The organism is Solwaraspora sp. WMMB762 (assembly GCF_049179115.1).
Classification (GTDB): Bacteria; Actinomycetota; Actinomycetes; order Mycobacteriales; family Micromonosporaceae; genus Micromonospora_E.
The window spans coordinates 4,194,733-4,216,282 of sequence record NZ_JBMHMD010000001.1 but is presented as its reverse complement, the minus strand read 5'-3'; the positions used below and the strand labels follow the sequence as shown (position 1 = coordinate 4,216,282).

21 protein-coding genes, 1 pseudogene and 1 riboswitch are annotated in these 21,550 nt (G+C 68.8%); of the genes and pseudogenes, 14 read left to right on the top strand and 8 right to left on the bottom strand.

Annotated elements, in window-relative coordinates; genetic code table 11:
- Positions 1 to 37 precede the first annotated feature (37 nt).
- Entirely contained in the window at positions 38 to 1,453 is a 1,416-nt protein-coding gene (locus ACN27J_RS18785; RefSeq protein WP_421367940.1) for a glycine hydroxymethyltransferase, read from the top strand.
- 80 nt (positions 1,454 to 1,533) lie between these two features.
- Here the strand turns inward: ACN27J_RS18785 and ACN27J_RS18780 are convergent, their stop codons facing one another.
- The 3 genes from ACN27J_RS18780 to ACN27J_RS18770 all read right to left on the bottom strand — a co-directional run bounded on the left by ACN27J_RS18780 (position 1,534) and on the right by ACN27J_RS18770 (position 5,188).
- On the bottom strand, positions 1,534 to 2,484 hold the full coding sequence (locus tag ACN27J_RS18780) for a MerR family transcriptional regulator (RefSeq protein ID WP_421367938.1): 951 nt from the start codon (positions 2,482 to 2,484) through the stop codon (positions 1,534 to 1,536).
- Positions 2,485 to 2,578: 94 nt separating this feature from the next.
- The gene (locus ACN27J_RS18775) at positions 2,579 to 2,881 is read right to left on the bottom strand and encodes a hypothetical protein (RefSeq protein ID WP_421367935.1); all 303 of its coding nucleotides are present in this window, start codon (positions 2,879 to 2,881) and stop codon (positions 2,579 to 2,581) included.
- Positions 2,882 to 3,191: 310 nt separating this feature from the next.
- Positions 3,192 to 3,410, bottom strand: a riboswitch (cobalamin riboswitch).
- 368 nt (positions 3,411 to 3,778) lie between these two features.
- The gene (locus tag ACN27J_RS18770) at positions 3,779 to 5,188 is read right to left on the bottom strand and encodes a short-chain fatty acyl-CoA regulator family protein (RefSeq protein WP_421367932.1); all 1,410 of its coding nucleotides are present in this window, start codon (positions 5,186 to 5,188) and stop codon (positions 3,779 to 3,781) included.
- Positions 5,189 to 5,330: 142 nt separating this feature from the next.
- Between ACN27J_RS18770 and ACN27J_RS18765 the strand changes: the two genes are divergently transcribed.
- From ACN27J_RS18765 to ACN27J_RS18745, 5 genes and pseudogenes are all read left to right on the top strand, one after another.
- Positions 5,331 to 6,890 carry an MmgE/PrpD family protein gene (locus ACN27J_RS18765; RefSeq protein ID WP_421367929.1) on the top strand — a complete coding sequence of 520 codons (1,560 nt, stop codon included), beginning with the start codon at positions 5,331 to 5,333 and terminating at the stop codon, positions 6,888 to 6,890.
- Positions 6,887 to 7,798 (top strand): methylisocitrate lyase, encoded by a 912-nt coding sequence (prpB, locus tag ACN27J_RS18760; protein ID WP_421367926.1) that lies wholly within the window; start codon positions 6,887 to 6,889, stop codon positions 7,796 to 7,798. The genes ACN27J_RS18765 and prpB overlap by 4 nt, the downstream gene beginning before the upstream one ends.
- A gap of 48 nt (positions 7,799 to 7,846) precedes the next feature.
- Entirely contained in the window at positions 7,847 to 8,968 is a 1,122-nt protein-coding gene (locus tag ACN27J_RS18755) for a bifunctional 2-methylcitrate synthase/citrate synthase (RefSeq protein WP_421367924.1), read from the top strand.
- A gap of 80 nt (positions 8,969 to 9,048) precedes the next feature.
- Positions 9,049 to 9,438 carry an aldehyde dehydrogenase family protein gene (locus ACN27J_RS18750; RefSeq protein ID WP_421367921.1) on the top strand — a complete coding sequence of 130 codons (390 nt, stop codon included), beginning with the start codon at positions 9,049 to 9,051 and terminating at the stop codon, positions 9,436 to 9,438.
- Positions 9,405 to 9,887: pseudogene (locus ACN27J_RS18745) on the top strand (IS5 family transposase); the annotation flags it as partial. The gene ACN27J_RS18750 and the pseudogene ACN27J_RS18745, both read left to right, overlap by 34 nt.
- Positions 9,888 to 10,047: 160 nt before the next feature.
- Here ACN27J_RS18745 and ACN27J_RS18740 read toward each other — a convergent pair.
- Positions 10,048 to 10,653 (bottom strand): TetR family transcriptional regulator, encoded by a 606-nt coding sequence (locus ACN27J_RS18740; protein ID WP_278110337.1) that lies wholly within the window; start codon positions 10,651 to 10,653, stop codon positions 10,048 to 10,050.
- An 87-nt stretch (positions 10,654 to 10,740) separates the two neighbouring features.
- Here ACN27J_RS18740 and ACN27J_RS18735 point away from each other — a divergent pair, with 87 nt between their 5' ends.
- The 8 genes from ACN27J_RS18735 to ACN27J_RS18700 all read left to right on the top strand — a co-directional run bounded on the left by ACN27J_RS18735 (position 10,741) and on the right by ACN27J_RS18700 (position 16,959).
- Positions 10,741 to 11,025: an SDR family NAD(P)-dependent oxidoreductase gene (locus ACN27J_RS18735; RefSeq protein ID WP_421367917.1), complete on the top strand. Its 285-nt coding sequence runs from the start codon at positions 10,741 to 10,743 to the stop codon at positions 11,023 to 11,025.
- 59 nt (positions 11,026 to 11,084) lie between these two features.
- Positions 11,085 to 11,387: a transposase gene (locus tag ACN27J_RS18730; RefSeq protein WP_421367914.1), complete on the top strand. Its 303-nt coding sequence runs from the start codon at positions 11,085 to 11,087 to the stop codon at positions 11,385 to 11,387.
- Positions 11,384 to 12,280: an IS3 family transposase gene (locus tag ACN27J_RS18725; RefSeq protein ID WP_421367911.1), complete on the top strand. Its 897-nt coding sequence runs from the start codon at positions 11,384 to 11,386 to the stop codon at positions 12,278 to 12,280. Before ACN27J_RS18730 ends, ACN27J_RS18725 begins: the two co-directional genes overlap by 4 nt.
- Positions 12,281 to 12,326: 46 nt before the next feature.
- Positions 12,327 to 12,908: an SDR family NAD(P)-dependent oxidoreductase gene (locus tag ACN27J_RS18720; RefSeq protein WP_421367908.1), complete on the top strand. Its 582-nt coding sequence runs from the start codon at positions 12,327 to 12,329 to the stop codon at positions 12,906 to 12,908.
- Positions 12,909 to 13,060: 152 nt separating this feature from the next.
- Positions 13,061 to 13,513 (top strand): transposase, encoded by a 453-nt coding sequence (locus ACN27J_RS18715; protein ID WP_421367905.1) that lies wholly within the window; start codon positions 13,061 to 13,063, stop codon positions 13,511 to 13,513.
- Positions 13,514 to 13,569: 56 nt separating this feature from the next.
- Positions 13,570 to 14,517, top strand: a complete 948-nt coding sequence (locus tag ACN27J_RS18710) for a transposase (protein ID WP_421367902.1) — start codon at positions 13,570 to 13,572, stop codon at positions 14,515 to 14,517.
- A 717-nt stretch (positions 14,518 to 15,234) separates the two neighbouring features.
- Complete coding sequence (locus tag ACN27J_RS18705; protein WP_421367899.1) at positions 15,235 to 16,458, top strand: PP2C family protein-serine/threonine phosphatase; 1,224 nt, start codon at positions 15,235 to 15,237, stop codon at positions 16,456 to 16,458.
- 48 nt (positions 16,459 to 16,506) lie between these two features.
- Positions 16,507 to 16,959: a PfkB family carbohydrate kinase gene (locus tag ACN27J_RS18700; RefSeq protein ID WP_421367896.1), complete on the top strand. Its 453-nt coding sequence runs from the start codon at positions 16,507 to 16,509 to the stop codon at positions 16,957 to 16,959.
- A gap of 24 nt (positions 16,960 to 16,983) precedes the next feature.
- On the opposite strand, the gene ACN27J_RS18695 is transcribed toward ACN27J_RS18700, so the two are convergent.
- From ACN27J_RS18695 to ACN27J_RS18680, 4 genes are read right to left on the bottom strand one after another with little or no spacing between them, the layout of a single operon-like run.
- A complete protein-coding gene (locus tag ACN27J_RS18695; protein WP_421367894.1) occupies positions 16,984 to 17,793 on the bottom strand; it encodes an IclR family transcriptional regulator in 810 nt (269 codons plus the stop codon).
- Between the two features lie 30 nt (positions 17,794 to 17,823).
- A complete protein-coding gene (locus ACN27J_RS18690) occupies positions 17,824 to 18,729 on the bottom strand; it encodes a polysaccharide deacetylase family protein (RefSeq protein ID WP_278110332.1) in 906 nt (301 codons plus the stop codon).
- Positions 18,726 to 20,633, bottom strand: a complete 1,908-nt coding sequence (locus ACN27J_RS18685; protein WP_421367891.1) for an isochorismatase family protein — start codon at positions 20,631 to 20,633, stop codon at positions 18,726 to 18,728. The genes ACN27J_RS18690 and ACN27J_RS18685 overlap by 4 nt, the downstream gene beginning before the upstream one ends.
- The gene (locus ACN27J_RS18680) at positions 20,630 to 21,529 is read right to left on the bottom strand and encodes an HpcH/HpaI aldolase/citrate lyase family protein (protein ID WP_421367888.1); all 900 of its coding nucleotides are present in this window, start codon (positions 21,527 to 21,529) and stop codon (positions 20,630 to 20,632) included. Before ACN27J_RS18680 ends, ACN27J_RS18685 begins: the two co-directional genes overlap by 4 nt.
- Between the last annotated feature and the right edge of the window lie 21 nt (positions 21,530 to 21,550).

Genomic DNA, 21,550 nt, shown 5'->3' with positions numbered 1-21,550 from the left:
CCGTCACGGGACCGCCCGGCTCGACCCGGGAGGAATATTGAACGTCGAATCGACTGCTTTCCGAGCCGCGATCGAGGCTGTCCGCGCGGTGGAGCCACAGATCGCCGATGCGATCGTCAGAGAACTGCACGATCAGCGGGAGTCGCTGAAGTTGATCGCCAGCGAGAACTACGCCTCACCGGCGGTACTGCTGGCGATGGGTAACTGGTTGTCCGACAAGTACGCGGAGGGCACGATCGGCCGCCGCTTCTACGCCGGCTGCCACAACGTCGACACCGTCGAGGCGGTGGCGGTGGAGCACGCCAAAGCGCTCTTCGGCAGCCCCTACGCATACGTCCAGCCGCACTCCGGCATCGACGCCAACCTGGTGGCGTACTGGGCGATCCTGGCTGACCGGGTCGAGGTCCCACATCTGCGCAGGTTCGAGCGGCGGCAGGTCAACGACCTCACCGACGCTGAGTGGGCGCAACTACGCAGCACGTTCGGCAACCAGCGGATGCTCGGCATGTCGCTGGACGCCGGCGGTCACCTCACCCACGGATTCCGGCCCAACATCTCCGGCAAGATGTTCGATCAGCGCAGCTACGGCGTGGACCCGACCACCGGGCGTATCGACTACACCGCACTGCGGGAGACGGCTCGTGAGTTCAAGCCTTTGATCATCGTCGGTGGCTACTCGGCGTATCCCCGCAAGGTCAACTTCGCGGTGCTGCGGGAGATCGCCGACGAGGTCGGAGCGACCTTCATGGTCGACATGGCCCACTTCGCCGGGCTGGTCGCCGGCAAGGTCTTCACCGGCGACTTCAACCCGGTCGAGCACGCACACATCGTCACCACCACGACCCACAAGAGCCTGCGTGGCCCGCGCGGCGGGGCCGTCCTGGCCCAGCCCGAACTCGCCGACCAGGTCGACCGCGGCTGCCCGATGGTGCTCGGCGGCCCACTGAACCATGTCGTCGCGGCGAAGGCGGTCGCGTTCGCCGAAGCCCGTCAACCCGCCTTCGCCGCGTACGCCCAGCAGGTCGTCGACAACAGCCAGGCCCTCGCCGACGGGCTGATGCGCCGCGGCGTGCGCCTGGTCAGCGACGGTACCGACAACCACCTCGTGCTGATCGACGTGCACCCGTTCGGCCTGACCGGCCGCCAGGCCGAACAGGCCCTTCTGGACAGCGGAGTGGTGACCAACCGCAACGCCATTCCCCGGGACCCCAACGGCGCCTGGTACACCTCCGGCATCCGGATCGGCACCCCGGCTCTGACCAGTCGCGGCCTCGGCGTCGGTGAGATGGACCAGATCGCCGACCTGATCCACACCGTGCTCACCAGCACCACGCCGACCGAGGGATCCAAGGCGAAATACCAGATCGACCCGGCCCTGGCCGACCGGGTCAGCAAGCAGGCCACTGAGCTGCTCGCGGCATTCCCGCTCTATCCCGGCGTCGACCTCGCCTGAGCGGACCGGTCCGGGTGGCATCACTATCGCGTGTGTGCCACCCGGACCGTGAACCATTGCGAGATCCGGTCCGCGTCGTTTCAGACCAGACCTTCGACGGTGGCGACCGCGTCGGCGAGCTCGGGGCATGGACCCAACACCCCGGCCGCCGGTGTGGTCTGGGGCGACCAGCCCTTCCCTGCGATCACGACGGCGGGCTGGTAGCCCGACACGTCAGCGAGCGTCCGGAGAAGCTCTGGCCCGCGGTGATGCCGACTGTGACTCCACAGCACGACGACGGTGGGTCGGCGACGACTCACAGCGTCGGCGATCGTGGCGGCTCGCAGCCCGGAGCCCAGGTGCACCGAGGCGATCCCGTCTTCGGCGAGCGCGGCGGCCACGGCGTCCAGCGCCAGGCAGTCGCGGCGCTCGCCGATGGCGATCAGCAGGACCCGAACCGGCGATCCGGAGCGGGGTCGCGGCACCGTGGCGAAGACCTCACTCAAGCAGCGGGCAAGCACCCGCCGGGTGAGCGCTCGACGTGCCTCGCTGTATCGGGCTCGGCTGATCAGGATGAAGGCGGGGCCGGCCAGGGTGTGCCAGGTGTGCGCTACGCCCTGTGCGGCGACCGCCGCAGTCAGGGTTTCCCGCAGGGTCAGTACGTCCATGCGGCGAGCGGCGCGGGCGATCCCACGGGCTGCGGACTCGGTGTGGTGGTCGACGGCAGGGTGGACGACGGGCTGCAGTGTCGCCTGTCGGCGAGCCTGCAGGGCGGCTTCCGCCGCGGACACGCCACGCGCGGTCAACTGGGCCATCACCGTGAGCGCGGCCACGTCCTGTGGCGTGTAACGGCGATGTTGACCGGCTTGGTGACCGCTGGGGCCCAGCCCGTACCGCTGGTGCCAGGACCGCAGCGTCGTGGGGGCCACACCGAGCCGGCGGGCGAGTGCACCGGCGGGCAGCGGCGATTCGGTCGGAGTTCGGCAGTCGTCGGGTGCCGGGGGGTGGCGGCCGGTGGACGGCATGAGGTGAGGCGGCCGGTCGTCACTCATCGGCGTCCCTGCGGCGTGAACACCGACCAGACCCCCGCCGAGGACGGTGCCGTGACCGGTGCGGTTGCGGAGGGCTCCCGGAGGTGACGGTGACTCATGGTCTCGTCTCGGGTGCGGACGCGGGTCGCGGGAGTCGCTGGGCGCGCGTCAGGTCGCTGAGCTGGTTGTCGGCATCGCGTCGTGTGTCGCAGCAGGCCGGTGCTTCCGCGAGGAACTGCTGGATCGTGATGAGCAGTTCGGTCAGGACGCGCACCTGGTGGGTCAGGCTACGAAGCCGGGCCTCGCGTGCTCCGAGTTGCCGGCGCGCGGTGGCGAGACGTTCGTAGTCGGCGACCGGTAGGACGACGAGTTCTTCGCCGTTGATGATCGTGCGTCGGGGCCGCAGCGGTTTGCTCATGGGGTGCTCCGCTCGTGGTGCGGGACAGGGGTGATCGGCCGGCAGGTGCACAGGTTGACGTCGAGGCGATCCCCGCAGCGTGCTCGGACGCTGAGCTTGCATGGCATGCTCCTGAGCGTGAACCGCAGACGGTGCGGCTCGCCAATGCCGGTCGGCATACGGTGCTGTCGAATCGATGCCGCGCGCACCTCTGTCTCCTTCCGGCCGTGAAGACTCGGCACGGAGAGGGTGCGATCGAGCGCAGCACGGGGGACGTGCCGTCGCTGATGGTCAACCCGCCCTCGAAGGTCACCGAGCTCGCCACAGGCCTCGTGCATGTGGACAGCGGGCAGGTCTTCGGACTCGTGGGCGTGACCGGGAGATCCCGGGCTTCCTAGTGACCGTCACTTCCCAAACCCGAATCGGGTCCAGTGTCCTCGACGATGGTCGTTCCCACTTACCGCTGCGGGGCAGTCCCGGACTCACACCGGGTTCCCTCTTGCGCCGCCACGACTGGATGCCGCAGCAGACCGGCTGCGAGGCAAGGATACCGTGTCAGAGCTCTCGAACTGGCCGGCATCTATCAAGCCATCGCTGTCGACGACAACCCGGGTGGCGGCGCTGCGCTAGACCTGCGGTAACACCGGGCCGAGCAGACCACTGGCGCGCAACGTGCGATGTACCACCGGATGCTCGGCGGGCAGGCCGTACCAGTGTCGGTACACGGCCAGAACGACGTCCCGAAGGTGCGCCGGAGGCAGGGGTGCCCGTGGGCGTCAGCCGGTAGAAGCCGTAGCCGGTGTGTTCCCGTGTGGTGTGGTGGCGCGTAGTCCCGGATGGGCAGCTCCCGAACGCCCAGTCGTTGGGAGAAGGTGATGCGCCGGTGCCGTAGTGTTTGCTCACCACGTTCGATGCACGCTATCTGCGGTCCACCGCGTAGGGGATGACGGTGCGCCGGTTCTCGTCGATGAGTAGGCCGCCGGCGGCGGGCGGACGGGCGCGTTGGGCGCAGTCGCGGCGTTCGCAGATGCGGCAGCCGAGGCCGATCGGGGTGGCGGTGCGGGGGTCGTCGAGGGCGATGCCGTCGCTGTAGACGAGCCGGTGGGCGTGGCGTACTTCGCAGCCGAGAGCGACGGCGAAGGTGCTGCGCGGGCTGTGGTGTCCGCGTCCGCCGTGGGTGACGGTGCGGGCGATCCAGAAGTAGCGTTTTCCGTCGGGCATCTCGGCGACCTGGGTGAGGATCCGTCCGGGGGCGGCGATCGCCTCGTAAATGATCCACAAAGGGCAGGTGCCGCCGAAGCGTGAGAAGTGGAAGTCGGTCGCGGACTGTCGTTTCGAGATGTTCCCGGCGCGGTCGACGCGCAGGAAGGCGAACGGTACTCCGCGGCGGGTCGGTCGTTGCAGGGTGCTGAGCCGGTGGCAGACGGTTTCGAAGCTGACGCCGTACTGGCCAGCGAGCAGGTCGACGTCGTAGCGCAGTTGTTCGGCCTGGCGGTGGAAGTCGGTGTAGGGCATGAGCAGCGCGCCGGCGTAGTAGTTGCCGAGGCCGATGCGGGCCAGCGCGGTCGCCGGCGGCGAGGTGAGGCCGGTCGCCAGCTCGCTGATCTGGTCGCCGTGTTCGAGGAATGCCAGCTGGGTGGCCATCTGGAAGGCGCGTTGGCCGTTGGCATGGTTGGCGGCCAGGTAGAGCACCCGGCTGTCCGGGTCGAACCGGCGTGATTCGCCGGTGGCGGGGGGAGTCGTGACGACCACCCGGACACCGTGCTGATCGAGCAGGTATTCGCTGAGCGCCTCGGCCGCTCGGGCGGGCGTCAGCCGTAGGTGGCTGGCGAGCTGTTCGGCGGCGGTGTCCAGTGGGTCGAAGTGGTTGTAGTGCTCGTAGAAGAAGTCGCGTACGGCGTCGTGCGGCTCACCGAGCAGCGGCGGGTTGCCGGTGGGTCCGGCGAGGGCGGCGACCCGTCCGACGGCGTCCTGGTAGCGCTGGTGCAGGGCGACCAGAGCGCGGGCGGCGGCCGGGTAGTCGCGGACGAGTTCGACGACCTCGACCGGGTCGACGCTCACGCCGCTCGCCTCGTCGGCCAGCGCGGTGCGCACGTCGGCACCGAGTCGCTCCACGTCGGTGTCGGCGAAGTGTTCCGGATCGACGCCGAGCACCTTGGCCAGGCGCAACAGGATGGGCGCGGTGAGCGTGCGTTGGCTGTTCTCGATCTGGTTCAGATAGCTGGTGGAGATGTCTAGACGGCGGGCGAGTTCGGCCTGGGTGAGGCCATGCTCGCGGCGGAGCCGGCGCAGTTTGGCGTGCGCGTACAGCTTCTTGTCCGCCGTCACTCGTCGCCTCCTCGCGGTGCCCCGAGCTGCGAATATAACACTTGCAAGTTTTGCAAACGTTGCAGTTTCACTGCTCCCGTCGTGGAAAGTACGCATTTTCCGGGCCTCGACGCAGGACCTGTCGGCCGGTGAGCCTGACAGGGTGACCGCCGAGCCTGAGGAGACCCTGTTGATCGAGCACGTCGTACGCGTATCGCCCAGTGCGGAACGGCTGCCCCGCGACCGGCAGCTGGCCTGGGCTCTGGCCGAGGTGGCCACCGCGCGCGCTCCGCTGGACGCCGACGCGGCGGCGATGGTCGCCAACCGGGTGATCGACAACGCCGCGGTGGCGATGGCCGCGCTGTCCCGGCGTCCGGTCGCGGTGGCCCGGGCGCAGGCCCGGCCGCATCGGATGGCCCCGGGCGCGTCGATCTTCGGCGCCGACCCGGCGCTGCGGGTGTCGCCCGAGTGGGCGGCCTGGGCCAACGGCACGGCCGTGCGGGAGCTCGACTTCCACGACACCTACCTGGCGGCGGACTACTCCCACCCGGGGGACAACATCCCGCCGTTGCTCGCCGTCGCCCAGCACGTCGGTGCCAGCGGCGCGGACCTGCTGCGCAGCCTGCTGGTCGCCTACGAGGTGCACGTGGCCCTGGTGACCGGGATCTGTCTGCACAAGCACAAGATCGACCATGTGGCGCATCTGAGCGCGGCGACGGCGTGCGGGCTGGGCGCGCTGCTGCGTCTGCCCACCGAGGTGGTCTACCAGGCCATCGGTCAGGCGGTGCACACCACCACCGCCACCCGCCAGTCCCGCAAAGGCGAGATCTCCTCGTGGAAGGCGTACGCCCCCGCGTTCGCAGGCAAGGCCGCGATCGAGGCGGTCGACCGCGCGATGCGCGGCGAGGGCGCCCCGGCACCCATCTACGAGGGTGAGGACGGATTCATCGCCTGGCTGCTCGACGGCCCGGACGCCACCTACACCGTGCCGCTACCGGCACCCGGGGATCCACTCCGCGGCATCCTGCGCACCTACACCAAGGAACACTCCGCCGAGTATCAGGCTCAGGCGCTCATCGACCTCGCCCGCGCGATGCGCGACAAGCTGCCCGGCATCGACACCGCCGCCGGGGTGGACCGGATCGCCTCGATCGTCCTGCACACCAGCCACCACACCCACCACGTGATCGGTTCGGGAGCCAACGACCCGCAGAAGTACGACCCGACCGCGAGCCGGGAGACGCTGGACCACTCCATTCCCTACATCCTGGCCGTGGCGTTGCAGGACGGGGCCTGGCACCACGTCGGCTCGTACGACCCGCACCGGGCCGGCCGCCCCGACACCGTCGCCCTCTGGAACAAGATCACCACGGTCGAGGATCCGGAGTGGACCCGCCGCTACCACAGCCCGGACCCGACGCAGAAGGCGTTCGGCGGACGCCTGGAGATCACCCTCACCGACGGCACCGTCCTGCGGGACTCCCTCGCCCTGGCCGACGCCCACCCCGACGGCGCTCGCCCCTTCGACCGCCCGGCCTATGTCCGCAAGTTCACCACCCTCGCCGAGGGCGTGGTCCCCGCCGACGCCCAGCGGGAGTTCCTCGACGCCGCCGCCCGGCTCGCCGACCTCACCGGTGAGGAACTGCCGGCGTTGTTCCCCACGGTCGACCACGCGGCGATCGCGCACGCCGACGCCGCCCTACCGGGAGGAATCGTCCGATGACCTACCTGTACGCGCGCACCAGCGCCACCGCCAAACGCGCGGCGCTGCGCACCGGCCTGGCAAGCGGCGAACTGCTGCGGCTACCGGGCGCCTTCAACCCGTTGACCGCCCGGATCGTGCAGCAGACCGGATTCGAGGGGGTGTACGTCTCCGGCGGGGCGTTGTCGGCCGCCGCCGGTCTGCCCGACATCGGCCTGACCACACTGACCGAGGTCGCCAGCTGGGCCGCGGACATCGCCGCCAGCACCGACCTGCCGGCGCTGGTCGACGCCGACACCGGCTTCGGCGAGCCGCTGAACGCAGCCCGCACCGTCCAACGGCTGGAGGACGCCGGACTGGCCGGCTGCCATCTGGAAGACCAGGTCAACCCGAAACGCTGCGGACACCTGGACGGCAAGACACTGATCGCGCCACAGGACATGGTCCGTCGCCTGCGGGCCGCCGTGGCCGCCCGCCGCGACCCCGATTTCCTGATCATGGCCCGCACCGACGCGCGTGCGGTCGAGGGCCTGGACGGTGCGATCGCCCGGGCGAAGGCGTACGTCGACGCCGGAGCGGACGCGATCTTCCCGGAGGCGCTGGCCGACGAGGCGGAGTTCGCCGCCTTCCGGGCCGCCGTCGACGTGCCGCTGTTGGCCAACATGACCGAGTTCGGCAAGGGCCCGAGCCTCACCGTCGACCAACTCCGCGACCTCGGCTACAACCTCGTCATCTATCCGGTCACCACGCTGCGACTGGCGATGGGCGCGGTCGAGTCCGGTCTGCGTCGACTCGCCGCCGACGGCACCGCCACCGGGCTGCTCGACACGATGATGACCCGTTCCCGGCTCTACGAGGTCATCGACTACGACCAGTACAGCCGCTTCGACGTCGATGTCGCCGGTTTCACCCTGCCACCCGACGCCTGACCACCACGCGGGCGCGGCGCGTCCCGAGATACCGGAGGAACGACACTGATGAGTACCGACATCCGCCGTGGCCTGACCGGCGTGGTGGTCGACACCACCGCCATCTCCACCGTGATCAGCGAGACCAACTCGCTGACCTACGGCGGCTACGCCGTGCAGGACCTCGCCGCCTCCCGCAGTTGGGAAGAGGTCGCCCACCTGCTGTGGCACGGCGACCTGCCCCACGCGACCCAACTCGCCGACTTCCGTGCCGCCGAGGCCGCCCAGCGGTCCCTGGACCGCACCGGGCAGGAACTGTTGCGCAAGCTTCCCGAGACCTGCCATCCGATGGACGTGCTGCGCACCGCGGTGTCCTACCTCGGTGCCCAGGACCCGACCGAGGACCTCGCCCACAGCGCGGCCAACCAGGCCAAGGCCCTGTCACTGTTCGCGAAACTGCCCACCGTCGTCGCCCTGGACCTGCGCCGACGTCGGGGACAGGACCCCATCCCACCGGACCCGACACTCGGCTACGCCGAGAACTTCTTCCACATGTGCTTCGGCGAGGTACCGCCCGCCGACGTGGTCCGCGCCTTCGAGACCACGATGATCCTGTACGCCGAGCACAGTTTCAACGCCTCCACCTTCGCCGCCCGAGTGATCACCTCGACGCTGTCGGACCTGTACAGCGCCGTCACCGGCGCGATCGGCGCACTCAAGGGCCCGCTGCACGGCGGCGCCAACGAAGCGGTCATGCACATGCTCGTCGCCATCGACGACTCGGACCGGGTGGAATCCTGGCTGGACGACGCTCTCGCCACCAAGCAGAAGATCATGGGATTCGGGCACCGGGTCTACAAGAACGGCGACTCCCGCGTACCGATCATGCAGAACGCCCTGGACAACCTGATCGCCGCCCACGCCGACGACCGCATTCGCCGGCTCGCCGAGGTGTACACCAGGCTCCAGACCGCCATGTTCCAACGCAAGGGGATCCACCCCAACCTCGACTACCCCTCCGCACTGGCGTACCACGTGATGGGTTTCGACACCCCGACCTTCACACCGATCTTCGTGATGAGCCGCATCACCGGCTGGACCGCGCACATCGTCGAGCAGCTCACCGCCAACGTGCTCATCCGCCCGCTGAGCGCCTACACCGGCCCGCAGCAGCGTCCCGTGCCGGCCTGACCGGCACCGCAACCACCCAGAAGCCCCGACGTCTGCGGTCCCACCAGGACCAGGCCGTCCGTTTCCCACCAGGAGACGCCATGGAACAGCTCACCCACTTCGTGGCCGACAGACGCGTCGCCGGCAGCACCGGCCGATTCGGCGACGTCTACGACCCCAGCACCGGACAGGTCACCCGGCAGGTGCCGATGGCCTCGGCGGACGAGGTCCACGCGGCGCTCGCCGACGCGGCGGCCGCACAACGGGGCTGGGCCGCCACGAATCCGCAGCGCCGCGCCCGAATCCTGATCCGGTGGTTGGCCCTCATCCACCAGCAGGCCGGTGAACTCGCCACGCTGCTGCCGGCCGAACACGGCAAGACCGTCGCCGACGCACACGGTGACATCCAGCGAGGAGCGGAGGTGGTCGAGTTCGCGGGGTCACGGTCGAACCGGACGATCACGCGCTCGGGCGGTCGCGGGGCGGCCTGAGCACGAAGGTGCACCTGGCGTGTGAGCAGGGGCAGAAGCCGCTGTCGATCGTGTTGACCGCCGGGCGGTGCGGGGACAGCCCGCCGTTCATCGCGGTGCTCGACGGGATCCGGGTGCCCCGCCTCGGCGGTGGCCGGCCCCGGAGCCGCCCGGACCGGGTCCTCGCAGACAAGGCCTACACGTCGAGGGCCAACCGCCGCTACCTGCGCCGACGTGGGATCAGGGCGACGATCCCCTCGAAGGCCGACCAGGACGCGAACCGGCGTGAGAAGGGGTCGAAGGGCGGCCGGCCGCCGACCTTCGACCCGCAGCGGTACAAGCAGCGTCACTCCGTGGAATGCGGCATCAACCGCCTCAAACGCCACCGCGCCGTGGCCACCCGCTTCGACAAACTCGCCGTGCGCTACGAGGCCACCGTGCACGTCGCCGCCATCAACGAATGGCTGTGACCGACTTCGACGCAGGCCCGAGTTCTAACGCCTTCAGTTAGCAGTACTTTTGTCTTTTCATGCGTACGACAGGGACATTCAGTCATACCGAGCCGGGCGACCGAGCAGTCCCCGGCTGGGGACGATCAAAGGTAACGGGACTCAGGTGGTAGCTCCGCCGTCACTGCGGATGGGCGGGTGCCTGCATGGCGCGGTCCAGGATCTTCGCAAGTGGTTGCGGCTGACTGCTCGCGGTCCACGCGGTCAGCGCCGCTTCGACGCAGCCTAGGGCGGCGGCGATCACCGCGTTGGCACGCGGGTCGGAATCGTCGGCGGGGTCGGCTCCGAGGCGACGCGCGATCTCAGGCCGGAGCAGTACCTGCCACCGGGCGTTCTTCTCTCGATGTCGGGCGGCCAACGATGGTGTGTTCACGATCAGGCGAGTGAGGCGTCGGGTGCGCTCGTCGTGGGCTTCGTATTGCTCGATCAGCGCGTCGAGGGCGCGCCGCATGGCGGCCCAGGGTGCTTCGTCGGCTGGTCGGAGGGTCAGCGCGTCGCGCAGGCGCTCGCCGGCGTCGATGGACTCACCGAAGAGCGCCTCCTCCTTTGAGGGGAAGTACCGGAAAAAGGTGCTGCGGGAGATCTCGGCGGCCGCGCAGATGTCGTCCACCGTCGTCTCCTCGTAGCCGCGTTCGAGGACCAGGTTCTGTACGACGGTCGCCACTTCGGCACGCATGGCCTGACGCGCTCGTGCCCGGACGCCGCGCACAACCGGGTTCGGATCCATGCCACTACGGTACTACAAAGCAGAAGTGGTACCGTGTCCCATAAGTGCGATCCAGTCCCTCGGAGGAAAGCGATGAACGGTAACAAGGTGGTCGTCATCACGGGCGCAAGCGACGGCATCGGCGCAGCCGCAGCCCGGCGGCTACGAGGAAACGGGCATACGGTCGTGGTCGTCGGCCGCTCGGCCGAGAAGACCCGCACCATAGCCACAGAACTCAAAGTCGACAGCTATGTCGCGGACTTCACCCGCCTCGACGACGTCGAGCGCCTCGCCGGCCAACTCCGTGCCGCGTACCCACGGATCGACGTGCTCGCCAACAACGCCGGTGGAGTGTTCGGCGCGCGGACCAAGACTGGGCCTGACCCGGTTTGACGGACATCCCAGCTCAGAGGGGCTGTGTGCTCCTCGGGAGGATGTTCATCATGGAAGGCATGGGCAAGAAACCACGCCGGCCGCGCAGAGCGTTCACGCCGGAGTTCAAGGCGGAGATCGTCGAGGTGTGCCGGCGGGGTGACCGGACGATCGTGCAGGTCGCGAGGGACTTCGACCTGACCGAGACCGCGGTCCGTGAGTGGGTCAGGCAGGCCGACGTCGACGCCGGCACCCGGTCGGACGGGTTGACCAGCGACGAGCGCGACGAGTTGGCGCGGCTGCGGCGGGAGAACCGCCGGCTGCGTGAGGACGTCGACATCCTCAAACGGGCCACGGCTTTCTTCGTGAGGGAGACCCGGTGAACGTGTACCCGTTCATCGAGGCGGAGAAGGCGCGGCAAGGCGGGAACGTGAAGCGTTCCTGTGAGCTGCTGGAGGTCTCCCGGTCCGCCTACTACCAGCACCGCGCCGGGCCGTCGCGGCGGGAACGCGACGACGCAGACCTTGCCGCCCGCATCGCGGAGATCCACGCCGACTCGGCCGGCACCTACGGTGCGCCCCGGGTCCGCGCCGAACTCGCCGCGCAGGGGCGGCGGCACTCCGGCAAGCGGGTCGCGCGGCTGATGCGGGGCGCCGGGTTGTGCGGCCGGATGCCGAAGCGGTGGCGGACCACGACCGTGCCCGACCCGGGTGCGGTGTTGTCGGCGGACCTGATCCGTCGGGACTTCGACGTCGCCGCCGGCCGGGTCGACACCCGCTGGTGCGGCGACATCACCTACATCCACACGTGGGAGGGCTGGCTGTACCTCGCCACCGTGATCGACATCGCGTCACGCCGGGTGGTCGGTTGGGCGACCGCCGACCACCTGCGGACCGATCTGCCCGCTCAGGCGTTGTCCACCGCGATCGCCGTCCGACGCCCGAGGGGGCCGGTGATCTTCCACAGCGACAGGGGTTGTCAGTACACGAGTGCGCGGTACGCCCGGCTGGCCGACCGCAGCGGGGTGCGGTTGTCGGTCGGTGGGCGGGGTCAGTGCTGGGACAACGCCGTCGCGGAGTCGTTCTTCGCCACGATCAAGACCGAACTGCTCGACCGGAGGGCGTGGCCGACCAGGGCCGCCGCCCGTGCGGCGATCTTCGAGTGGATCGAGGGGTGGTACAACACCCGCCGCCGTCATTCCACCCTGGACTACATGAGTCCGGCCGAGTATGAGGCGACGGCCTGTGCCCGCAGGTCAGACAGCAAGGTAGCGTGAGATCAACTTACCGACCCTGTCCGTCAAACCGGGTCAACCCCAGACCGTGGATGGCTTCGAGAAGACGTTCCAGGTCAACCATCTCGCGCCGTTCCTGCTCACACGGCGACTGCTGGACACGCTCACCACGTCACGGGCATCGGTGCTGCAAACCTCCAGCACGGTACGGTTCGCCAAGAAGATCGACCTGGACGACCTCGACCACGATCGCAACTACGACCCGGTGCGCGCGTACGGCGCGGCGAAGCTGGAGAACATCCTCTTCACGACCGAACTCCACCGGCGCCACCACGCCAGCGGAATCTCGACGGCCTCCTTCTACCCGGGCAACGTCGTCACGAACTTCGCCTCCGATACCAACAGCCCCGTCATGCGTCTCGTCCGCTTCCTCGCCACCAAGCCGCTGCTGCCGCGCCTCATGCGGCTGTCCACGCCCGACCAGGGCGCAGACCAGATCGTGTGGCTCACCGAAGGCACCCCCGGGACGGACTGGCAGTCGGGTGCCTACTACTACAAGCGCAGGGCCGTCGCGCCCCGGAACCCGCAGGCACTCAACGGTGATCTCGCCCGTGAACTGTGGCGACGCTCCGAAGAGCTACTCGCGGGACGGCTTACCGACGCGACATGACGAACTCGGCGGGTGCGCTACCCACACCCACACCCACACCCGCCCCTGACCTGCAGATCAGGTGCGTCATACCCTCTCGGTCAGGATGGTGTGAGACACCCCGTGTGAGTGGGGTGCTGACCTGAGGACGGGGATCGGAGATCCTTGTGTACGTGTCCACGTCATCTGGCAAGCAGCCGGCCACCGGTGGCGGGGCTGACCCGGCGCCGAAGCCGTCGCGGCGGGTCTTCAGCCCGGAGTACAAGCTCGCGGTGGTCGCCGAGTACGAGAACGCCCCGAACGGCGAGAAAGGCGCGATCCTGCGCCGGGAAGGCCTGTACTCGTCGCACATCATCGAGTGGACACGGGCCCGCGACGCCGGGCACCTCGGCCACGTCGACGGCGGCGGGAAGACGGATACCGCCACCCCCGCTGCGGCCGGGTCACCACGGGTGAAGAAGTCCGCGGACCAGATCGAGTTGGAGAAGCTGCGCCGGCAGAACGAGAACCTGCGGGCGGACCTGACAAAGACCCGGAAGGCGTTGGACATCATGGGAAAAGCACACGCGCTCTTGGAAGAACTCTCCGGGAGCGCGGACGACGACAACCCGCCGAGGAGATCCTGACCGCCGCGTTCGGCGAGCTGCGCGACGCGGGCGGCGCGGTGCAGCGGGCGTGCGCGTTGACCGAGACCTCGCGGGCGACCCACTACCGGCGGGCGCGACCGGTCGGGCCGCGACACGGGCCGTGGCTGCCCCGGACCCCGCCGCCATGGACGCTCAGCGGTGCCGAACGTGACCGGGTCCTGACGGTGTTGAACTCGCCCGCCTACGCCGATCTGGCGATTCCCCAGGTGTGGGCGCGGGAACTCGACGCGGGCCGCTACCACTGCTCCATGTCCACGATGTACCGCATCGCGCGTGCGGCCGGGCAGAGTAGGGAACGACGCCGCCTGGCGGCCCATTCGCCCCGGGTGCGTCCGGAGCTGGTCGCGACCGGGCCCGGTCAGGTGTGGTCCTGGGACATCACCGCGTTGAAGGGACCTGTCAAGGGTGTCTGGTACCGGTGTTACGTCGTCATCGACATCTACTCCCGGTACGTCGTGGGTTGGCTGGTCGCGGCTGCCGAGGACGCGGTCGTGGCCCGTGACTTCCTGGCCGGGGCGATCGGCCGTGACGGGATCGAGCCGCACACGATCCACGCCGACCGTGGCGGCGCGATGGTGTCGAAGCCGGTGTCGGAGATGCTCGTCGACCTCGGTGTCCTCCGGTTGCATTCCCGACCCCGCACGTCGAATGACAACCCGTACTCGGAGGCGCAGTTCAAGACGATGAAGTATGTGCCGGACTTCCCGGCCCGGTTCGGGTCCCTCGCCGACGCGAGAGCGTTCTGCGACGAGTTCTTCACCGCCTACAACCACGAGCATCGGCATTCCGGGATCGGCTGGCACACACCGGCGTCGGTGCACTACGGCACCGCCGAGCAGATCCGCGCGCACCGCCAACGCACCCTCGACACCGCCCACGCCGCCCATCCGGACCGGTTCACCCGCCGGCCACGCGCCCCGAAGCTGCCCGAGCAGGCCTGGATCAACCAGCCAACCCAGCAGGCACAAACCGTCTCAATTTGACTTGACAACTACCGATATGTGTCTCGTGGCGCACCCTGGGGTTGTGTGCAAGTCGACTCGACGGTGGCCATCTCGAGGTCGTCGAGACCACGCCAGGGGCCGGTGTCGCGGACGAGTCCGGCCTTGTACAGGGAGTTGAACCCCTCGGCCATTGCGTTGGCGAGGCAGTCCCCTTTGGAATGAAGGTGATGGCGCAGGCCACGGCGAGGCATTGGGCGTAGCGGATCGCTCGATATTGGCGGATCTCACCCGGACCGGTGCACAGTCAGAGCGGGTCTGACCATGAGCGGACCATGAGCTGAACTCCGTGTCATCGAAGGTTTCGTGAACCGTGTCAATGCTCAGAAGGTAGATGTGTGGCCGGGCCAATCCGACCTGTTCCGCCGACGCGTCGTACTCGCCGATTGATCGACCGCCCGCGATCAGTGCGACCGTGTCAGAGCCAGATCAAGAGACCGTTGACCCTGGTGGGGGAGCGAGCCACGACAGCTGAAGGCCGCAGTCGGGTGGCAGCGGCATCTCGTCCTGTCGGTCGCATGCGCTGGTGGCGCGGGATTCGCGGAGACGGCAGGCGGGCGTGGTGATTGCGCCGCCGCCGTCATGTCCGGTTCCGTCACCGGTAGGTGATAATGGTTGGAGGTCCACCCGACAGGCGGATCATGCATCGTGCTGACGTCGAGCTTCCGGGTCGAGGCTGCGGCCGAGAGAGGATCTGCCATGATCGGTGAGGCTGGCCTGCCGTTCGTGCGGTCTACCGGGACGTATCCGGATCCGACGTCGTCGATAGCCACGATTCTGCTCATCGAGGACGATCCCGGTGACGCGCTACTCACCCGAGAGTTGCTGGCGGACAGCGGAATCAGCGCCCGGTTCACGTTGGCCAGCAGCCTGACAGAGGCCTCGACCACATTCACGACGCCGACCTGTGTGCTGCTCGACCTGCACTTGCCCGACCGTCAAGGGATGGAGGCGCTCCGAGAGGCGCTGCAGCGGTGGCCGGACGCGGCCGTGGTGGTGCTCACCGGTCTGAACGACGCAGCCATGGGCACAGCGGCCGTCGCCGCCGGGGCGCAGGACTACCTCGTCAAAGGCCATATCGACGCAGGCCTGCTGGGCCGTACGATCGAGTACGCCATCCAGCGTCGACGCGCCGTGGTGACGGAGCGACAGCTGCGAGACAGCCGAATGCAGGCCAGCGAGAATACTCGGCTGCAGCGTGGCCTGCTGCCGACGCCGCTGATCACCGATCCCGCGCTGACGGTCGTCAGCAGAATCGTACCCGGGCGAGGGCAGTCGCTACTCGGCGGTGACTTCTTTGATCTCGTGCAGGATGAAGACCACACGATTCACGCGGTCATCGGTGACGTCTGCGGCAACGGCCCGGACGAGGCCGCGATCGGCGTCGGCCTGCGTGTCGGGTGGCGCACCCTCACCCTGGCCGGTGTGGACAAGTCGTCCCGGATGCGGCTGCTGGAACAGGTGCTGGTCGCCGAGCGGCCACACGAGGCGATGTTCGCCACCGCCTGCACGATGCGCGTCGCGCCTGATCGGTCGACGGCGGTGATCGTCAGCGCCGGTCACCCTCCGCCCTTGATGATCACCCCCGGCCGCGCTCACCCCATGCCGATCCGACATCACCTCGGGCTGGGCATGTTTCCCGGACAGGGCCGCTGGCAGGAGTCGGTCATCACGATGCCGGCCGGCGCGGGTCTGCTCCTGTACACCGACGGCGTCTATGAAGGGTTCAGCCAGGACGGCACCCGCCTCGGTGAGCGACGCTTCATCGAAGTCGCCAGCAGGCTGAGCACCATTAGCGAACCGGAAGACTTCCTCACCGCTCTGCTCACCGAGGTCCAACGCGGCGGAGACGGCCGGCACACCGATGACACCGCCCTGCTCTATCTGGCCTGGCCGTCACCATCAATCACCGATCGGGCGTGAGGATCCACTACCCCAGGCAAAGCTGCAACTGGAGTTCCGCTCGACGCCGTGGCGGAAGCCGCCGCTCGGGCCCGTGGGGTCGTGGTGCTCAACCCGGTACCAGCGCTGGCGGTACCGCTGCCCGCCGAACTGCTGAGGAAGGTCGACGTGCTGGTGCCCAACCTGGGCGAGCTGCGATGGCTCGCCGGGGCTGACGAACCACCTGCCGATCTTGACCAGGTGGCGGCACTCGCCCGGCGGATCGACGTTCCGGCGATCGTGGTCACGCTGGGTGCCGAGGGCGCTCTATGCGTTGAGGGCTCATCGGTCATCCACGTGCCCGCGATGCCGGTCGAGGTGGTGGACACCGTCGGCGCGGGAGACAATTTCTGTGCCGGGCTGGTCGATGCTCTGGTGTCCGGCATGGACCTGGCGAGGGTGGCACAGGCAGCCGCCCTGGCGGCGGCCGCTGCGGTGACCACGACCGGCGCGCAAAGCCGTGTGCTGAGTACCAGGCCCTGACTCCTCCGGGCGACCCGAACCTGGTCAGTCGGCCTCGTGTGATTGGGTTACCGCCGGTGTCGACCCGGACTTTGGCCGGTGGCCGAGTGCCCGGGACAGGTTGGCCGCGCTCTGGCGGACCGTGTCGCCGAAGCCGGCTGCGGCTTCGTCGGTGATCCGGGCTGCTGGGCCGCAGACGCTCATCGAGCCGATCACGCGGTGGGTCCCGAAGACCGCTGCGGCTACCGAGGCGGCCCAGGGGTCGCGTTCACCGCGACTTACCGCGTAGCCTACTTCATGTATGCGTTTGAGTTCGGTGCGTAGTTGCCCGGTGTCGGCGATCGTGGCCGGCGTGAGCGTGACCAGCTCGACCGCGCGTAGGTAGCTGTCGAGTTCCGCTGGTGGCAGCGCGGCGAGGATGCTCCGGCCGGACGCGCCGGCGTACAGCGGGTAACGCCGCCCGATCTCGACCGACATCCGGATGTCCTGGGGGCCTTCGACCTGCTCGATGTAGATCCGTTCGTTGCCGATCATGAGGCTCAGGGTGGCTGATTCGCCGGTCAGCCGGGCGAGCTCCTGCAGGTAGGGCAGGGCGGAGGTGCGTACGTCGGGAACGCCCAGCGCGGCCATCGCCAAGGCGGTGGCTCGGCTGCCCAGCCGGTACCGCGACGAGTCGGCGGCGCGCTCGACCAGGCCGACCTCGATCAGCGCCGCCAGCGTACGGTGGACGGCGCTCTTGGGGATGTCGAGGTGGCGCGCGATCTCGGAGACGCCTAGCGTGGTGCCGATGCCTTCGGTGAAGGCAAGTAGCACGGCGCTGAGCCGCTGCGCCTGTGAGGCGGGCGGGGGAGTCATACGCAAGAAAGTAACATGTGGTCGATCCGGTCAGCGGTGCTCGACGGCAGGGTGCTGGTCCCACCAGATCTCGGCGATCTCGCGGCGACTGGCGAACCATCCGCCGCCCTTGGTCAGGACGTGGTCGATGAAATCGCGCAGGGCCGAGGCCCGCGAGGGCTGTCCGATCAGTCGCGGGTGCACGCCGATCGACATCATGCGTGGCGTACGGTCTGCCTCCTCCCACAGATAGTCGAAGCCTCGCCGGCATTCGTCCAGGAAGTCGCTGGCAGCGGTGAGTTGGCCGTAGGTGTGCCGGCTGTCGTTGAATGTCAGGGAGTAGGGGACCACGAGGAACGGGGTTTTCCCGACGTACACGAAGTAGGGCAGGTCGTCGTTGTAGGCGTTTGAGTCGTAGCGGAACCCGCCCTCCTCGACGAGCAGCCGACGGGTGTCCACACTGGGCATCCAACGCGAGTACCAGCCGACCGGCCGTTGACCGCAGGTGGCCTCGATCGATCGGACCGCGCGCTTGATCGCTTCCCGCTGGGCGTCAACGTCGAGGGTCCATTCTTCGGCCCACCGCCATCCGTGCGCGCATACCTCGTGTCCGCCTTCTCGCAGCGTCCCGCAGACCTCTGGGTTGGCTTCCAGCGCCTCGGCGGCGGCGAAGAAGGTGCTGGTGACCTTGTACCGGTCGAACAGCCGTAGCAGGCGGTGCACGCCGACCCTGCTTCCGTATTCGTAGACCGACTCGGTGGCCAGGTCACGGTAGGGGCCGTCGACGCGCCGTGGCACTTCGCCCAGTCCTTCGTTCGTTCCGTCGCGTTCGAACGACCGTTCGCTGCCCTCCTCGTAGTTGACGACGATGCTGACCGCGACCCGGGCGTCACCCGGCCAGCGTACGACCGGTGGGCGGCGACCGTAGCCGATCAGGTCGCGGACGGGCGTGCTCACGTCGTCTCGCCGTCTGCCGGCGCCGGCAGCGCGGCCATCACGTCGCGCGCCGGCATCACGTCGGCGAACTGCCTGTCGACGTCGAACAACGCTATCCGGTGTGAGATGTCGATCCGATCGAACACGCAGTCCTCGACGACGATCGTGCGGAAGTTGTAGGAGGCGCTGTCGATCGTCGTGGCCCGGACGCAGTTGCTGGTCGCGCCGCCGGTCACGATGACCGTGTCGATTCCGCGGTCGATCAGCAGATTCAGCAGCGGGGTGCCATGGAAGGCGCTCGGCTTCTTCTTGACCAGAACGAGGTCACCGGATTCGGGCGCGACGGCGTCGTGGATTTGGGCGCCCTCGCTGCCTTCCAGCGCCCAGCCCTGGGTGGTCAGGATGTCACGCTTGCGCCCGTAGACGCCGATGTCGCTGCCGCCGGGAGCAACAGTCCACTGAGTATAGATGACGGGAACGCCGACAGACCGGGCGTGGTCGATCAGGCCGCGCAGCGTGGGCAGCGCGGCGGCGGCCGATGGGCACGCCGAGGGATACTCGTGGGAGGAGCCGGGCGGCGGGCCGACCATGTAGTTCTGCGCGTCGATCACGAGGAGGGCCGGTCGGGGTCCGATGCCGACCCGGCGGCCGAACGCTGAGCGGCGGATGGTCTGTCGGTCGATGTCGGTGACGAGGTCGTCCCATGGTCGCCGGCCGTCGCCGATGACTCCGTCGGTTTCCGCTGCCGGGGCCGGGGTACGGCGGCCCGCTGCCAGATCGGCCAGCACGCTGGTGGTGTCGGCGCCCACCTCGACCCGGCCGGTGTGTCGGACGCGGCCCGGCGTCGCGCTGAGTTTGGCGATGATTCCGGTGGTGGTGATGGTTCCGAGGTCGTCGTCGGGCAGGTCGATGATGCTTCCCCGAGCCCGCACGTGCGGGTCGACGGCGAGTGACTCCGCGTCGTTGACCGGTGCGATCGGTGCTTCGACGGCCTCGAACGCGGCCAGGACGTCGGCTTGGGTGTTGCGGGCGATCCAGTCTGCGACGATCGTGTCGAGTTCATCGGCGTTCGCCCGCCGGGCGGGCGGACTGCTGAACCGGGGGTCGTCGGCCAGCTCGGGCCGGCCGACCGCGGTCATGATCCGGTTGGCGATCTGCTGGGTGCCGCCGGACAGCGCGACCCACCGGTCGTCTGCCGTGCGGTAGGCGTTGCGGGGGGAGGTGCGGTTGGACCGGTTGCCCTGCCGTTGTTGCACCACGCCGGTCTGGGTGAACTCGGTGACCTGGGGGCCGAGGATCGACAGCAGCGGCTCGTAGAGGCTGAGGTCGATCATCTGCCCGCGTCCGTCGCGGGACGTGTCCCGCCAGTGGAGTGCGACCATCGTCGCGTACGCGCCGGTGAGCGCGGCGACCCCGTCGGCCAGGCCGAACGGTGGCAGGGTGGGGGGTCCGTCGGGCTCACCGGTGATAGCGGCGAAGCCGGCGAACGCCTCGGCGAGCGTGCCGAACCCGGGGTGGTTCCGGTACGGACCGGTCTGGCCGAAACCGGTGACCCGCACCATCACCAGGCCGGGGTTTTCCGGCGCGAGGTCGGAGTAGCCCAGTCCCCATTGCTCCAGCCGGCCTGGTCGGAAGTTCTCGATCACCACGTCGGCCCACTCGACAGCCAGCCGTCGCGCGAGGAGCCGGTCGGACTCGTCGTGCAGATCGAGGCAAATCAGGCGCTTGTTGCGGGAAATCGTCTTCCACCACAGCGGAACGCTGCCCTTGGCCAGGCCCCAGCGTCGGGCGTCGTCGCCTCGTGGGTGTTCGACCTTGATGACGTCGGCGCCGAAGTCGCCGAGCAGGGTGGCGATGTAGGGGCCGGCGTACAGAGAGGACAGGTCGAGCACCCGGATCGAGGCGAGCGCCGCATCTTCGGTCATGACTTCTTACCCCCGGCTTCCTGCAGTAGCTGGCGGGCACGTTCGACCACAGGAACGTCGACTAGTTCGCCGTCGACGTTCGCGTTACCCAGACCCAGCCGCCGTGCTTGTTCCGCCGCGTCGAGGATCCGTCGTGCCTTGTCGAGCTCGGCCGGGTCCCGGTCGAACACGGATCGCACGACAGGCACCTGATCGGGGTGGATGGTGTGCTTGCCGACAAAACCCATCGATCTGGCGATCTCGGCCTCGGCGCGTAGGGTGTCCAGGTCGTGGAACGCGGGGTAGACACCGTCGTGTGGCGGAGCCAGCCCCAGCCGGCGGCTGTGCAGGACCAGTTCGGCCTTGGCGACCAGCAGAGTGTGGCCCTGTACGCCGCCGGGTGGTGGGAACGGTAGTCCGAGCTCGAGGGAGAAGTCGCCCGCGCCGAAGCTGAGCCCGTGCACCCGTGCCGGCAGGTCGGTCGCCGTCCGTACGCTGTGCCAGCCGCCGACCGTTTCGATCAAACCCATCAGCGCGACGGAGTCGGCGGTCAGCCCCGCCGCGCTCTCCCGCTGCTGAGCGTGCGACGCGACGGCCCGCAGCGAGTCTGCAGTGGCCTTGGGTACGACCAGACCGCAAACCTCAGCCCGTATACATGTGTCTAGGTCGGCGGTGTACGCGTCCGTGCCGGGGGCGTTGATCCGGACCCAGATCTGGCCTCGTCGGTCACCGGAGTCGGCCGGGTCGATGTTGTCGAGCATCCGCCCGAGCGCGATGCGTGCGTCTTCCTTGGCCTCGGCGGCGACGGCGTCCTCAAGATCGACGATGATCGTCGTCGTGGCCAGTAGTTGCGGCACCTTGTCGAGCTTGCGGGCGTCACCCGCCGGTACGTAGAGCATGGCTTCGAGGTCACGCACGGTCGGGTCTTCCCCTTTCGC

Coding starts and splice junctions, on each gene's coding strand:
- ACN27J_RS18780 (WP_421367938.1), bottom strand. CDS start 2,484: ATGAGTGACGACCGGCCGCCTCACCTCATGCCGTCCACCGGCCGCCAC.
- ACN27J_RS18775 (WP_421367935.1), bottom strand. CDS start 2,881: ATGAGCAAACCGCTGCGGCCCCGACGCACGATCATCAACGGCGAAGAA.
- prpB (WP_421367926.1), top strand. CDS start 6,887: ATGACCTACCTGTACGCGCGCACCAGCGCCACCGCCAAACGCGCGGCG.
- ACN27J_RS18755 (WP_421367924.1), top strand. CDS start 7,847: ATGAGTACCGACATCCGCCGTGGCCTGACCGGCGTGGTGGTCGACACC.
- ACN27J_RS18750 (WP_421367921.1), top strand. CDS start 9,049: ATGGAACAGCTCACCCACTTCGTGGCCGACAGACGCGTCGCCGGCAGC.
- ACN27J_RS18740 (WP_278110337.1), bottom strand. CDS start 10,653: ATGGATCCGAACCCGGTTGTGCGCGGCGTCCGGGCACGAGCGCGTCAG.
- ACN27J_RS18730 (WP_421367914.1), top strand. CDS start 11,085: ATGGGCAAGAAACCACGCCGGCCGCGCAGAGCGTTCACGCCGGAGTTC.
- ACN27J_RS18705 (WP_421367899.1), top strand. CDS start 15,235: ATGATCGGTGAGGCTGGCCTGCCGTTCGTGCGGTCTACCGGGACGTAT.
- ACN27J_RS18695 (WP_421367894.1), bottom strand. CDS start 17,793: ATGACTCCCCCGCCCGCCTCACAGGCGCAGCGGCTCAGCGCCGTGCTA.
- ACN27J_RS18685 (WP_421367891.1), bottom strand. CDS start 20,633: ATGACCGAAGATGCGGCGCTCGCCTCGATCCGGGTGCTCGACCTGTCC.